Annotated in this window: 9 protein-coding genes; 4 read left to right on the forward strand and 5 right to left on the reverse strand. The window is 72.7% G+C overall.

Features of this window, described 5'->3' with window-relative positions; all coding sequences use genetic code 11:
• Positions 1 to 1575 (reverse strand): carboxyl transferase domain-containing protein, encoded by a 1575-nt coding sequence (locus DJ010_RS09850; RefSeq protein ID WP_109693484.1) that lies wholly within the window; start codon positions 1573 to 1575, stop codon positions 1 to 3.
• A gap of 101 nt (positions 1576 to 1676) precedes the next feature.
• Here DJ010_RS09850 and DJ010_RS09855 point away from each other — a divergent pair, with 101 nt between their 5' ends.
• The 3 genes from DJ010_RS09855 to DJ010_RS09865 are packed head-to-tail and all read left to right on the forward strand — an operon-like array spanning position 1677 to position 3561.
• Positions 1677 to 2231, forward strand: a complete 555-nt coding sequence (locus DJ010_RS09855) for a hypothetical protein (RefSeq protein WP_109693485.1) — start codon at positions 1677 to 1679, stop codon at positions 2229 to 2231.
• Positions 2232 to 2258: 27 nt separating this feature from the next.
• Positions 2259 to 2945, forward strand: coding sequence for a VOC family protein (locus tag DJ010_RS09860; protein ID WP_109693486.1), 687 nt, complete (start codon positions 2259 to 2261; stop codon positions 2943 to 2945).
• Between the two features lie 43 nt (positions 2946 to 2988).
• Positions 2989 to 3561, forward strand: coding sequence for a TetR/AcrR family transcriptional regulator (locus DJ010_RS09865; RefSeq protein ID WP_109693487.1), 573 nt, complete (start codon positions 2989 to 2991; stop codon positions 3559 to 3561).
• Here DJ010_RS09865 and DJ010_RS09870 read toward each other — a convergent pair.
• From DJ010_RS09870 to DJ010_RS09880, 3 genes are read right to left on the reverse strand one after another with little or no spacing between them, the layout of a single operon-like run.
• On the reverse strand, positions 3558 to 4334 hold the full coding sequence (locus tag DJ010_RS09870) for a crotonase/enoyl-CoA hydratase family protein (RefSeq protein ID WP_109693488.1): 777 nt from the start codon (positions 4332 to 4334) through the stop codon (positions 3558 to 3560). The genes DJ010_RS09865 and DJ010_RS09870 overlap by 4 nt on opposite strands.
• Positions 4334 to 5992, reverse strand: a complete 1659-nt coding sequence (locus tag DJ010_RS09875; protein ID WP_109693536.1) for an acyl-CoA dehydrogenase family protein — start codon at positions 5990 to 5992, stop codon at positions 4334 to 4336. Before DJ010_RS09875 ends, DJ010_RS09870 begins: the two co-directional genes overlap by 1 nt.
• 11 nt (positions 5993 to 6003) lie before the next feature.
• The gene (locus DJ010_RS09880; protein WP_109693489.1) at positions 6004 to 6951 is read right to left on the reverse strand and encodes a crotonase/enoyl-CoA hydratase family protein; all 948 of its coding nucleotides are present in this window, start codon (positions 6949 to 6951) and stop codon (positions 6004 to 6006) included.
• Between the two features lie 88 nt (positions 6952 to 7039).
• Between DJ010_RS09880 and DJ010_RS09885 the strand changes: the two genes are divergently transcribed.
• Complete coding sequence (locus tag DJ010_RS09885) at positions 7040 to 7720, forward strand: PaaX family transcriptional regulator C-terminal domain-containing protein (RefSeq protein WP_245927405.1); 681 nt, start codon at positions 7040 to 7042, stop codon at positions 7718 to 7720.
• 7 nt (positions 7721 to 7727) lie between these two features.
• On the opposite strand, the gene DJ010_RS09890 is transcribed toward DJ010_RS09885, so the two are convergent.
• A complete protein-coding gene (locus DJ010_RS09890; protein WP_158282991.1) occupies positions 7728 to 13517 on the reverse strand; it encodes an EAL domain-containing protein in 5790 nt (1929 codons plus the stop codon).
• Between the last annotated feature and the right edge of the window lie 71 nt (positions 13518 to 13588).

The raw sequence follows: 13588 nt of genomic DNA on the forward strand, positions 1-13588 counted from the left end.
TCACATCCTGAAGATGCCGTAGGACGGCTCGGGGACCGGCGCGTTGGCGGTGACGGCGAGCGCCATGCCGAGGACGCGGCGGGTGTCGGCGGGGTCGATGACGCCGTCGTCCCAGAGCCGCGCGGTGGCGTAGTAGGGCGAGCCCTGGGTCTCGTACTGCTCGCGGATCGGCGCCTTGAACTCCTCCACGTCGGGGTCGTCCTCGCGACCGGCGACGGTGGCGAGCACGTTGGCCGCCTGGTCGCCGCCCATCACCGAGATCCGGGCGTTGGGCCACATCCAGAGAAACCGCGGGTCGTAGGCGCGGCCGCACATGCCGTAGTTGCCGGCGCCGAACGAGCCGCCGATGACGACGGTCAGCTTCGGCACGACCGAGCACGCGACCGCGGTGACGAGCTTCGCGCCGTCGCGGGCGATGCCTCGGTTCTCGTAGTCCTTGCCGACCATGAAGCCGGTGATGTTCTGCAGGAACAGCAGCGGGATGCCGCGCTGGTTGCACAGCTCCACGAAGTGCGCGCCCTTGAGCGACGACTCGCTGAAGAGGATCCCGTTGTTGGCGACGATCCCGACCGGGTAGCCGTGGATCTTCGCGAAGCCGCAGACCAGCGTCTCGCCGTACAGCTGCTTGAACTCCTGGAGCCGCGAGCCGTCGACGAGGCGGCGGATCACCTCGCGGACGTCGTACGGCGTGCGCGTGCTGGCCGGCACCACGTCGTAGAGCGACTCCGGCGGCTCGTGCGGCTCCTCCACATCGAACGCTTCGGTCGTCGAGTAGGCCGAGCCGCCAGGCGAGGCCGTATCGAGACGCCCCTCCGGCAGCGTGCCGACGATCCCGCGGAGGATCTGCAGCGCGTGGGCGTCGTCCTCGGCGAGGTGGTCGACGACGCCGGAGGTGCGGGCGTGCACGTCGCCGCCGCCGAGCTCCTCGGCGGTGACGACCTCGCCGGTCGCGGCCTTCACCAGCGGCGGTCCGCCGAGGAAGATCGTGCCCTGGTTGCGGACGATGACGGTCTCGTCGGACATCGCGGGCACGTAGGCGCCACCGGCGGTGCAGGAGCCCATGACCGCGGCCAGCTGGGGGATCCGCTTCGCCGACATGTTGGCCTGGTTGAAGAAGATCCGGCCGAAGTGCTCCTTGTCGGGGAAGACGTCGTCCTGCATCGGCAGGAACGCGCCGCCGGAGTCGACGAGGTAGATGCAGGGCAGGTGGTTCTCGGCGGCGATGGTCTGCGCGCGGAGGTGCTTCTTGACCGTCATCGGGTAGTAGGTGCCGCCCTTGACCGTCGCGTCGTTGGCGAGCACCAGGCACTCGCGGCCCTCGACCCGGCCGATGCCGGCGATCACGCCGGCCGACGGCACGGCGTAGTCGTCGCCCTCCTTGCCGTACATCCCGAACGCGGCGAGCGGGGCGATCTCCAGGAACGGGCTGCCGGGGTCGAGCAGCCGGTCGACCCGCTCGCGGGGCAGCAGCTTGCCGCGATCGGTGTGCTTCTTGCGAGCGGCCTCGCTGCCGCCCTCACGCACCCGGGCGAGCCGCTCGCGCAGCTCGACGGTGAGCTCCTCGAGACTCGTCATGTGAGGAGGTTAACGATCATTAACCTGGCCGGTCAATCGGCTGCCCGGGCGCTCGGCGGGTAACGACGTCGAAAGGACCTCGAGAGGAGCCATCACCCACCATGTCCGCCGTCGGAACCCTCACCAAGCTCGCCACCGATGTCGTCGGGAAGGCGACCCACGCCGTCTTCCACCCGCGACAGACCGTCTCCGCCGTCACCGGCCACGCCCGCGGCCTGGCCTCGAGCGTGACGGGTGGGCAGACCGAGCAGGCGGAGGAACGGGCGAAGGAGCCGCCGGCTCCCGTGACCAGGACCAAGGCGAAGCCCAAGACGGGCAGCACGCGGTCGAGCACGGCCGACGGGCCCGAGGTCGTCCCCGCTCCGCCGCGCAACACCGAGCCGGCCGAGCCGGCCGAGCCCGCGAGGTCGGTCGACCCGTCGACGACCGAGCCGAAGGCGGCCTCGCGGCAGTCGGCGCACCAGGGTCGCGGCGCCGACCCGACCGACCACTGGGAGGACGAGCTCGACGACGGCGAGGACATCAATCCCGCCACCGGCCAGCCGCACAACGCGCCGGACGCCGACGAGCCGCTCCTCGACCCCGGCGTCGCGAAGTCGGTGCGCGCCGAGAGCGAGACCTTGAGCAAGGCGGCCGACCCCGACAAGGGCGAGTAGTCGGCGCCGGGCAGTAGCGTCGGGGCCGTGCCGCTCGCCACGTACAAGGACCTGTGCGTCGACGCCGTCGACGCCCACCGGCTCGGCGCCTTCTGGGCGGCCGCGCTCGGGCTCGAGCTGGAACGGCACGACGACGGCGACGCCCGGCTGGTCGGCCCGACCCCGCAGCACGCGATCTGGGTCAACACCGTGCCCGAGCCGGTGACGGTGAAGCAGCGGGTCCACCTCGACGTGAACGCCGGCGCGGTCGACGACCTGCTGGCGCTCGGCGCGACGGTCGTCGACCTCGAGTCGTTCCCGTGGCGGGTGCTGCGCGACCCCGAGGGCGGCGAGCTGTGCATGTTCGAGGTGGAGGAGCCCTCGTCGTACCGCCTCTACGAGGTCGTGGTCGACGCCGTCGACCACCACGCCCAGGCGGCGTGGTGGGCCGGCGTGCTCGGCGGCACCGTCGGCAGCAAGGACGGCCCGAACGGTGCGTGGTCGTGGGTCGAGGGGATCCCCGGAGCACCGTTCGGCTACCTCGTGTTCGGCACGGTTCCCGAGCCGAAGACCGTCAAGAACCGGATCCACTGGGACCTCGAGTCGAGCGACATCCCCGGTCTCGTCGCGCAGGGCGCGGGGATCCTCCGCGAGCCCGACGACGTGATCCGCTGGACGATCATGGTCGACCCCGAGGGCAACGAGTTCTGCGTGTTCGCGCCGGAGCCCGGCTGAGCACGCCTGACACCGGCCGGTGAACGAGCATTAACCTGGGCGGGTGACCGAGACCCAGGAGCCGACGCGACGGGACCAGATCCTCGCCACCGCGGCCGAGCTGTTCGCGGCTCGCGGCTTCCACGGCGTCTCGGTCGCCGACCTCGGCGCGGCCTGCGGCATCTCCGGCCCGGCGCTCTACAAGCACTTTCCCAGCAAGCAGGCGATGCTGGCCGAGATGCTGGTGTCGATCAGCGAGGAGCTGCTCGCGGTCGGCCGCGCCCGGGTCGCTGAGGCGGCGGGACCCGCGGACGCCGTACGCGCGCTCGTGGACTGGCACGTCGAGTTCGCGCTCGGCCACCGCCCGCTGATCATCGTCCAGGACCGCGACTGGGAGTCGCTCCCCGAGCAGGCACGGGAGCAGGTGCGCCGGCTGCAGCGGCAGTACGTCGACCTGCTCGCCGCCCAGCTGCTCGCCCAGCGGCCGGACCTGCCGCGGGCCGCCGCCCACGCCGCCGCACAGGCCGCCTTCGGCCTCCTCAACTCCACCCCCCGCGCCGGCCACGCCATCTCCGACGACGCGCTCCGCACCCTTCTCGCCGACATGGCCGTCGCCGCGCTGGGGTCGGTGACCTAGAAGGCCCCGCCCCTCCCCTCGCCGTCGCGGAAGCGGGCGGCGCCGGTCATGGCCTCGAGGAGGGACCGGCCGCCGTGGACCCACTCGACGTCGAGGGCGCGGTCGAAGGGCAGGCCGTGCTGCTCGTACGACGAGAGGCGGTCCTGCCGCATGCAGAGCTGGGGGAAGGCGGCGACCTGCTCGGCGAGAGCGACCGCCTCGTCGAGGGCGGCGCCAGGGGCGCTGACCCGGTTGGCGAGGCCCATCCGCAACGCCTCGTCGGCGCCCACGGGACGACCGGTGAGGATCAGGTCGAGGGCGTGGGAGTGACCGATGAGGCGGGGCAACCGGACCGTGCCACCGTCGATGAGGGGCACCCCCCAGCGGCGGCAGAAGACACCGAAGACCGCCTCGGGGTCGGCGACGCGGAGGTCGCACCAGAGCGCGAGCTCGAGGCCGCCGGCGACGGCGTGACCGGAGACCGCGGCGATGACCGGCTTCGACAGCAGCAGCCGCGACGGACCCATCGGGGCCACGTTGCCGGTCGAGCCTGTCGAGACCCCGGGCGGGTCGGCTCGCATCGTCCCCGCCGAGACCGCCTTCAGGTCCGCGCCGGCGCAGAAGGTGCCGTCGGCGCCGGTGAGCACCGCGACACTCGCACCAGGGTCGGCGTCGAACGCGAGGAAGGCGTCGTACAGCGCCTGCGCGTGCTCGGTGTCGACCGCGTTGCGGACCTCCGGCCGGTTGATCGTGACGATCGTGACCGGGCCGCGCCGCTCGACGTCGACCGACATCAGGCCGACCTGCCGGACCCGGGCACGTCGACCAGGGCCCGCTGGATGATCGGCTCGAGGTCGAGCCCGGTCGGCAGGGTGCCGAGCGCGCCGCCCCAGTCGCGCGAGAGCCGGGAGGCGCAGAACGCGTCGGCGACCGCGGACGGAGCGTGCTGGAGCAGCAGCGAGCCCTGGAAGACCAGTGCCAGCTGCTCGACGATCCGCCGCGCCCGCAGCTCGATGTCGTCGAACGACGTGAACTCCTTCTGCAGCCGGGCCAGTGCCTCGTCGAAGCGTGGGTCGGCGCCGGAGGCGAGGCCGACCTCCTCGAAGTAGGCGTCGAGCGTGTGCGGCTCGCGGGCGATCGCACGCAGCGCGTCGAGCGCCGCGACGTTGCCGGACCCCTCCCAGATCGAGAGCAGCGGCAGCTCGCGGTAGATCCGCGCGGCATCGAAGTCCTCGATGTAGCCGTTGCCGCCCAGGCACTCGAGCGCCTCCGCGGCGTGGACGGGTCCGCGCTTGCAGACGTAGTACTTGGTCGCGGCCAGCGCGAGACGTCGTACGGCGGCCTCGCCCTCGTCGCCGCGGACCGCCCGGTCGTTGGCACCCGCCAGCCGCAGCATCGCGGTCGTGGCGGCCTCGGACTCGATCGCGAGGTCGGCCAGCACGTTGCGCATGGCCGGCTGCTCGACGAGCGTCCGGCCGAAGGCCGAGCGGTGCCGGGCGTGGTGCGCGGCCAGGACCAGCGAGGTCCGCATGCCGGCCGACGTGCCGATCACGCAGTCGAGCCGGGTCATGTTGACCATCTCCACGATGGTCCGCACCCCGCGGCCCTCCTCGCCGACCAGCCAGCCGACCGCGGCGTCGTACTCGATCTCCGACGAGGCGTTGGACCTGTTGCCGAGCTTGTCCTTGAGCCGGACGAAGCGCATCGCGTTGGGCTCGCCGCCCGGCAGCACCCGCGGCACCAGGAAGCACGTCACGCCCGCGTCGGTCTGCGCGAGGGTCAGGAACAGGTCCGACATCGGTGCGGAGGTGAACCACTTGTGACCGCGCAGGACATAAGTGCCGTCGGCCTGCTGCGTGGCCGTCGTCGTGTTGGCGCGGACGTCCGAGCCGCCCTGCTTCTCGGTCATCGACATGCCGGCGATGAGGCCGCGCTTGGTCGCGGGATCGCGGAGCACGGGGTCGTACTCGCGGTTGGTCAGCAGCGGCTCGAGCTGCGCGGCCAGCTCGGGGTTCGCCCGCAGCGCCGGCACGACGGCGTAGGTCATCGAGATCGGGCAGCCGTGGCCCGCGTCGACCGACCACACCATGAACTTCGCGGCACGCGCGACGTGGGTGCCCGGCCGGTCGTCGGCCCAGGGCGCGCCGTGCAGGCCGTGGGAGACGGCGGTCTCCATCAGCTGGTGGTAGGCCGGGACGTACTCGACCTGGTCGACCCGGTGGCCGTAGCGGTCGTGGGTGTGCAGCCGCGGCGGCACCCGCTCCGCCAGCCGACCCCACGACTGCGCCTCCTCGGAGCCCGCGAGCCGGCCGAGCTCGTCGATCTCCCCGAGCGCCCAGCCGGCACCCTCGCGCTCGAGGCCCTCGCGGAGGGCCGGGTCGTCGGCGGTGTTGTGGCCCACCAGCGGCGGGACCTGGTTGAGGACCTCGTGGGTGGTGTACGGCTGCGTCATCGTGTTCCCCTTCATCGGGCCGGGCCCTTGTTGGTCGAAGGACCGAAGTCGTCGTACGGCGGCCCGTCGCGCTCGGCGACCGCCTGCTTGAACCCGACCTCCGTGGCGCGGCCGGCGAAGGAGTAGCCCTCGCGGGTGTGCCGGGAGATCCCGTCGAAGACGGTGCTGATCATCTGGCTGTTCTGCACGCCCTGGGCGAGCAGCGCCGAGTTGAGGGCGAGCTTCACCATCATCAGCTGGTTGATCGGCATCGCGGCGATCCGCCCCACCAGCACCTCGGTCCGCTCGTCGAGCTCGTCGGGCTCGGGCGCCTCGATCGCCAGCCCCCACTCCTCGGCCTCGCGGCCGGACAGGCAGTCGCCCGTCAGCAGCAGCCGCTTGGCGCGCTGGTCGCCGAGCCGGTGCGCCCACAACCCGGCGCTCGGCACGCCCCAGACCCGGGTCGGCGGGTAGCCGATCTTCGCGTCCGCGGCGATCACGAGCTGGTCGCAGTGCAGCGCGATGTCGGTGCCGCCGGCGACGCAGAAGCCGTGGATCTTCGCCACGGTCGGCTTGTTCGCGTGCAGCAGCGAGGCGTAGCCCTTGGTGAAGCGGCTCATCATCGCGTAGTCGACCATCGGGTCCCACGTCTTCGACGGGTCGTGGTTGGGGATCGCCTGCTCGGCGAACGCGCCCAGGTCGTAGCCGCCGCAGAACCCCTTGCCGCGTCCGCTGAGGACGATCACGTGCACCCGCGGGTCGAGGTCGGCGCGCTCGACCGCGTGCGCGAGGTCGACCGGAGTGTCGGGCGTGATCGCGTTGCCGTGCTCGGGCCGGTCGAACGTGATCCGCGCGACCCGGTCGTCGACCTCGTAGGTCAGCGTGCGGTACTCGCGGCTCTCGTCAGCAGTCGGCAGCCCCTCGTACGGCGAGTCCGGGCCGTCGTGCGCGGGACGCCTCCAGGGCGCTGCGTCGCTCATGCCGCGACGTTACAGTTTCGGCTACAGTTGTGTCCATGCCTGTAGCGACCCTGCTGCGCCGATGAAAGGGCGGCTGTCGGCGCGTTCCGTGGTGCTGTCGCTGCTCCTCGGGTCGCACCCGGACCGGATGTCGCCAGCCCAGCTGACCCGGGCGGGCGAGCACTTCGGGATCCCCGCCGCGACGTTGCGGGTCGCACTGACGCGGGCCGTCGCAGCCGGCGACCTCCGCCGTGAGTCCGGCGACTACCTCCTCGGCGAGCGCCTGGTCGCCCGGCAGCGCCGGCAGGACGAGGGTGTCGAGGACGCCGAGACCGCGTGGGACGGCACCTGGGAGATGGCGGTCGTCGTGATGACGGGCCGACCGGGCAGCGAGCGCGCGGCGCTCCGCGACAAGCTGGGCGGCGCCCGGCTGGCCGAGCTGCGCGAGGGCGTGTGGACCCGGCCGGCGAACCTGCGCCGGCCGGCGTCGTACGGCGCCGACCCGGCGCTGTCGTCGTTCCGCGCGCGCCCGGACGGCGATCCCGCCGCGCTGGCCCGCGAGCTGTGGGACCTGCGCGGGTGGGCGGCGGACGGGCACGCCCTGCTCGAGCGCCTCTCCGCGACCCGCGAACCCGCGCTCCGGCTCGCGGTGGCCGCCCACGTCGTCCGTCACCTGACCGCCGACCCGCTGCTCCCGGGCGAGCTGCTGCCGGCCGGCTGGCCGGGCGCCGAGCTCCGCGCGGCGTACGCCGACTACCAAGCAGAGCTCAGGGCCCTGGCGGTGGTCTGACCTCGGGTCAGGACACGCCCCGCTCGGCGTAGAGGTGCTCCAGCGGGACCGGCCGGGTCCAGAGGTAACCCTGCCCGGAGTCGCAGCCGAGGTCGCGCATGATCTCGAGCTGACGGGGCTTCTCGATCCCCTCGGCGACGGTGCGGAGACCGAGCCGGTGGGCGATGTCGATGACACCGCGCACGATGGCCCGGTCCTCGTAGCCGTGGACGACGTTGCGGACGAAGGACCGGTCGATCTTGAGGATGTCGACGGGGAACGTGCGCAGGTGGGTCAGCGGTGAGTAGCCGGTGCCGAAGTCGTCGAGCGCGATCTGCACGCCCAGCGACTTCAGCTCCCACAGCCGGGCGATGGCGCCGGTCATGTCGCTGACGGTGGCCGTCTCGGTGATCTCGAGGACGAGCCGCTTCGCCGGCAGCCCGGAGGCGTCGAGCGCCTGGGCGACCACGTCGGCCAGGTTGGGCAGCCGCAGCTGGCGGGCGGAGATGTTGACGCTGGTGTAGACGTCGTCGGGCAGGGTCGAGGTGGCGTCGCAGGCGGTGCGCAGCGCCCACTCGCCGATCGGCCCGATCTGGCCGCTGGTCTCGGCGTGGTCGATGAAGTCCGCCGGGTTGAGCAGCCCGCGGCCCGGGTGCAGCCACCGGATCAGCGCCTCGACGCCGAGCCGCTGGTTGGTCTGCAGGTCGACGATCGGCTGGTAGTGCAGCCAGAACTCCTCCTGCACCAGCGCCAGGTCGAGGTCGGTGCGCACCCGCGAGCGCGACTGCGCCGCGACCCGCATCTCGGGCCTGAACACCTGGAAGGTGTTGCTGCCCTTGGCCTTCGCCGCATACATCGCGGCGTCCGCCTCCGCGAGGAGGGTCTCGGTGTCCGGGTGCCACGACGCGGACTCGGCGAGCCCGATGCTCGCGTGGCTGACGACCTCGACGTCGCCGAGGTCGACCGGCACGCTGATCGCCTCGAGCAGCCGCTCGACGACGGGTACGGCGGCGTCGAGGTCCGTGTCCTCGAGCAGGATCGCGAACTCGTCGCCGCCGAAGCGGGCGACGGTGTCGCCGGGACGCACGTTGTCGAGCAACCGGGCGCCGATGTTGCGCAGCAGCTGGTCGCCGGCGCCGTGGCCGTGCGCGTCGTTGACGGCCTTGAAGTCGTCGAGGTCGAGGAAGCACACCACCAACGGGTGCGCCTCGCGCCGGGTGAGCGCGTGCCGGGTGCGCTCGAGGAACAGCACCCGGTTGGCCAGGCCGGTCAGCTCGTCCGACAGCGCCCGCTCCCGCAGCTCGTCCTCGAGCCGGCGGCGCTCGGTCACGTCGTGGGTGTTGAGCACCAGCGCCTCGACCGCCGGGTCGTCGAGCAGGTCGGTCACCGAGGTCTCGGTGTAGCGGAACGAGCCGTCGGACTGCATCAGCCGGCACTCGACCCGGCACTGGTTCTCGCGTACGGCGCGCGCGAGCGCCTCGTCGAAGAGCGCCCGGTCACCGGGGTGCACCCACTCGAGGATCGGCCGGCCCACCAGCCCCACGGCGGGCAGCGCGAAGACGCGCGACGCCGCGGAGCTCTGGTAGGTCACGGTGCCGTCGCGGTCGACGAGGGTGAGCACGTCGCTGGAGTTCTGGCCGATCGCGCGGAACCGGGCCTCGGTGCCCTCGAGGTGCTCGTAGGCCGCGCCGGCCAGGGTCGCGATGAAGCTGGCGAGCTGGATCTCCTCCTCGCCGAACAGCTCACCGAGCTGGCTGTGCGTCAGGTAGAAGCACCACAGGGCCTTGCCGTCGACGGTGATCGGGGCGACCAGCACCGAGCGGATCTCCGAGAGCAGCATGCTCTCGCTGCCGTCGACGCTGAGGTCGCCGGCGACGATCGGCGCCCCGGCCTCGATGGCGCGGGTCAGCAGGGTGTGGCTGATCGCGTCGGCGCGCTCACCGGAGACGGTGACCAGGTTGTCGTTGCGGATGTCCTCGACGCTGATGATGTGGCAGCGCTCCCCCCGCAGGAGCGTCAGCGCAGCGCGCCGGATGACGCCCTCGAGGGCGACGGTCGACGGGGCGGCCGCGATCTCCCGCCCGACGCCGAGCAGCGTCGTGAACCGGTCGAACAGCGACACCGAGGCATCCGAGTCGTCGTCGGCCCGCAACGGCTCCAGGGCCAGCTCGAACGCGGCGAGGGCCGCGGTCGCCTCCTCCAGCAGCTCCTCGGGCTCGCCGCGGGCGACCATCACCGTTGCCCACGCCTGCTTGCTGAGCGCGAGCTCGTACTGCGCGCCCTGCTCGCCCGCGACCGCCATGCTGCGCTCGAGCAGGCGGACCGCCCGGTGCTCCCGGCCCTTCAGGCTCGCCAGCAGGCCGGCCTCGCGCAGGGCGTGGGGCAGGTTGTTGCGATAGCTGAACGCCCAGACCCGGGCGCGTCGTACGTGCGCGGCACAGGCCCGCAGCAGCCGGGCCCGGCCGGCGGCGTCGTAGACGGAGGCGGCTTCAACGGCGAGCCGCGCGATGGTGGCGTTCCAGGAGGCGATCGGCGCGGCGTACTCCTGCCGGAGCCCACCCTCCCTGACCTTGGCCGCGGCCTGCGCGGCCTCGTCGGCAGCGCGCTCGTGGTCGCCGGCGTGCAGGGCACAGACGGCGGCGGCGAGCCGCAGCTCGGCGGTGGTGCTGACGTCGGAGCTGCCGCGCGCGAGCTCGGCGTCGATGAGCGCCGGGTCGACCCGCCCGCCGCTGGCGCGGGTCCACACCGACAGCGCGACACCGGCGGACGTCTCGTCGCCGATCGCCATCGCGGAGTCGTACGTCGCCCGCGCGACCTCGATCGCGGCCGGCAGCTCGCCCTTCCGGTAGTGGCACAGGGCGAGGTTCCAGCTGGCGGTGTTGACCTCCCACTGGTCGCCGGTCGACTTCAGCAACCGGATCGCCTCGCGGCAGGCGTCGGCGCCCTCGTCGAAACGTGAGGCGGCGTAGAGGGACACCCCGGCGAAGCCGTGGCTCTGGCCCTGGCCCCACGGGTCGTTGCGGGTACGACGGATCTCCAGCGACCGTCGTGCGTAGCGCAGTGCGCGCTCGTACCACGGCAGCATCGTCATCACCGGTGCGTGCTCGGAGCAGGCCTGGCCCAGCTCGTCGCTCGGCGGGTAGCGCTCGGCGAGGTTGAGGCCGCGGAAGTGGCTCCACGCGCAGGTGAACTTGCCGCTGGAGAACCAGTAGACGTAGGCAAGACGGCTGTAGATGCGCATCGCGAGGAAGTCCTCGTCGCGGCCCTCGGGCGATCGGCGGCCGGTGGTCAGCCGGGGCAGCCGGCTGTGCACGGCCTGCACGAGGAACTCCCAGAGCAGCCAGACCACGACGACCGGCGTGCGCGTCGGGACCCGACGGCCGAGCTGGGTCATCGCGCCGTGCAGGTGCTCGCGCGCCGTCGACAGGTCGCCCTGCTTGAACGCGAGCCCGCCGAGCTTCTCCTCCAGCGAGGCTTTCTCGACCCGGTCCGTCACCAGTGCCTTGGCGTCGACGAGGGCGGCCTTTGCCTCGGCGTACGCGCCGCGAAGGATGAGGACGTCGCCCATGCCGGTCGCGATCGTGGCCCGCGTGGCGTGGTCGCCCTCTGCGACCCCGCGCTCGGCCATCCGGTAGTGGGCGAGTGCGGAGTCGAGGCCGTACTGGGCGCGGGCGAGCTCGGCGGCACGCAGCGCGTAGGGCAGGGCGTCGGCGTTCCGGTGGGCGGCGTCGAGGTGGTAGGCGACGTCGAAGACTCCCGCGTCGTCGACGTCGCCCTCGAGCAGCGCGTCGGCGATCTGGCTGTGCAGCCGCTCGCGAGTGTCCACGTCGAGCCGGTCGAGCAGCGCCTCGCGGATCCGGTCGTGGAAGAACGTGCAGCGGCCCGAACGGTTGTCGACCCACAGCAGGCGCCGCCGCAGCGACTCCTCGAGGATCGTCGCCGCGGACTCGCTCTGGCCGGCGAGCTCGACCGCCTGGACGATGTCGAACTCCTTGCCGAGGACCGCGCCGACGGAGAGGGCACGGCGCACGCCGTCCGGCAGCAGGTCGAGCCGGCGGACGAGCACGGCGGCCGAGCGGCGCTCGGTCTGGACCTCGGCCAGCGCCGCGTCGTCGACCAGCCAGCCGTGCTCGCTCGCGGTCAACGCACCGCACTCCACCAGGCCCCGGAGCACGGCGGCGCCCATGAACGGGCTGCCGTCGGCGAGCCGGGTCATGGTGGCCAGCGCCTTCTCGGGCAGCGGTCCGGCCATCGACTCCGCCAGCAGCCGCATCGCCTCGTCGGACAACCGGCCGAGGTGCAGGGCCTTGGCCGCGCCGATCGTGCGCAGCGGAGCACCCGGCTCCACCTCCTCCGAGCGGAAGGCGGCCACGATGCCGAGGTGCGCGGGCAGGTCGGCATCGTCGCCGAAGGCCTCGGCCAGCAACCGGACGGTGAGCGCGTCGGCCCACTGGCAGTCGTCGAGCACCAGCAGCACCGGGCTCTCGGGCGTCGAGATCGACGCCAGGAACTGGCGCAGCGCAGCGAGGCTGCGCTCCTCACCGAACGCGTCCGGACCGAACGCCTCCAGTCCGGTGTCGTCGACCTCGACGTCGAGCAGCGGGCGCAGCGGTGGCAGCACGTGGGCGGTGACCCGCGCGGCCTCGCCCAGCCGGTCGCGGAGACCGGCGCGGAGCAGCTCGGCGTCGTCGCGTCCGGCCAGGTCGCGGGCGACCCCCTGGACGAGGGTGAACGGGAGCTGGACGCCGTCGCGGATGCCCTGGCCGTGCAGGACCGTGACGCCGAGGCTGACGGCTTGGGAGGCGAGCTCGGCGAGCAGTCGGCTCTTGCCTCCGCCGGACTCGGCGTCGAGGAGCACCAGCCCACTGCCGCCGTCCCGGATCTCGGCGAGCAGCGCCTGCAGGCTGGCGAGCTCCGCGTCGCGGCCGACGAACGCCGGGTCGGTGAGGTGCTGGCGGTGGTCGACCCGCCCGATGGTGAACCGCGGGTCGGGGTCTCCGGTCGCGAGGGTGGAGCGGAGGGTCTCGAGGTCGTAGGCGAGCGCTGCGGCGGACTGGTAGCGGTCGACGGGGTCCTTGCGGAGCAGCCGCTGGAGGATCGCGTCGAGGACCCGCGGCACGTCGGGACGGAGATCACCGACCGCCGGCGCGGGTGTCGAGAGGTGCTGGCGGAGCAGGTCGCTCACCCCGGGGCCCGCGAACGGCGGCGAGCCGGCCAGGCACTCGAAGAGCAGGATGCCGACGGAGTAGAGGTCCGAGCGCTCGTCGGGCGTCGCGGACAGCAGGCCCGCGGCCTCGGGCGCGAGGTAGCGCACGGTGCCGACCAGGTCCTCCCGGACCGACTCGTCGAGGTGCGCGCTGCGGGCGAAGCCGAAGTCGATGAGCGTCACCGCCGTGACCGGGTCGGCGCCCTCGACGATGATGTTGGCGGGCTTGACGTCGCGGTGGACGATGCCGGCCTCGTGGGCGACGCTGAGGGCGCGGGCGATGTCGATGCCGATGCGCAGCACGTCGTCGACCGAGAGCCGACCGACCTGGAGCAGCGCCTCGAGGGTCTGGCCGGGCACGTGCTGCTGCACGAGGTAGAGCCGGTTGTCGACCTCACCGGAGGCGTGCAGCTCGGCGAGGCCGCTACCGGTGAGCTGCCGGAGCACCGCCGTCTCGTGCTCGAAGCGCAGCCGCGCGGCTGCGTGCACCACCTGCGCGTCGATCGACTTCACGACGACGTCGAGGCCGCTGCGGGTGTCGCGGGCACGGTAGGTGTCGACGCCGTTGCCCCGTTTGAGGACAGGGCCCAGCAGAAAACGACCTGCGAACATGCCGCTCTCCATCACTCCCCCGCATTCCCCTCGCTCCCGAGGGTAGGGCGGGCCGTAGGACCGGATGCTTT

Source organism: Nocardioides silvaticus, assembly GCF_003160695.1.
In the GTDB taxonomy this organism is placed as follows: Bacteria; Actinomycetota; Actinomycetes; order Propionibacteriales; family Nocardioidaceae; genus Nocardioides; species Nocardioides silvaticus.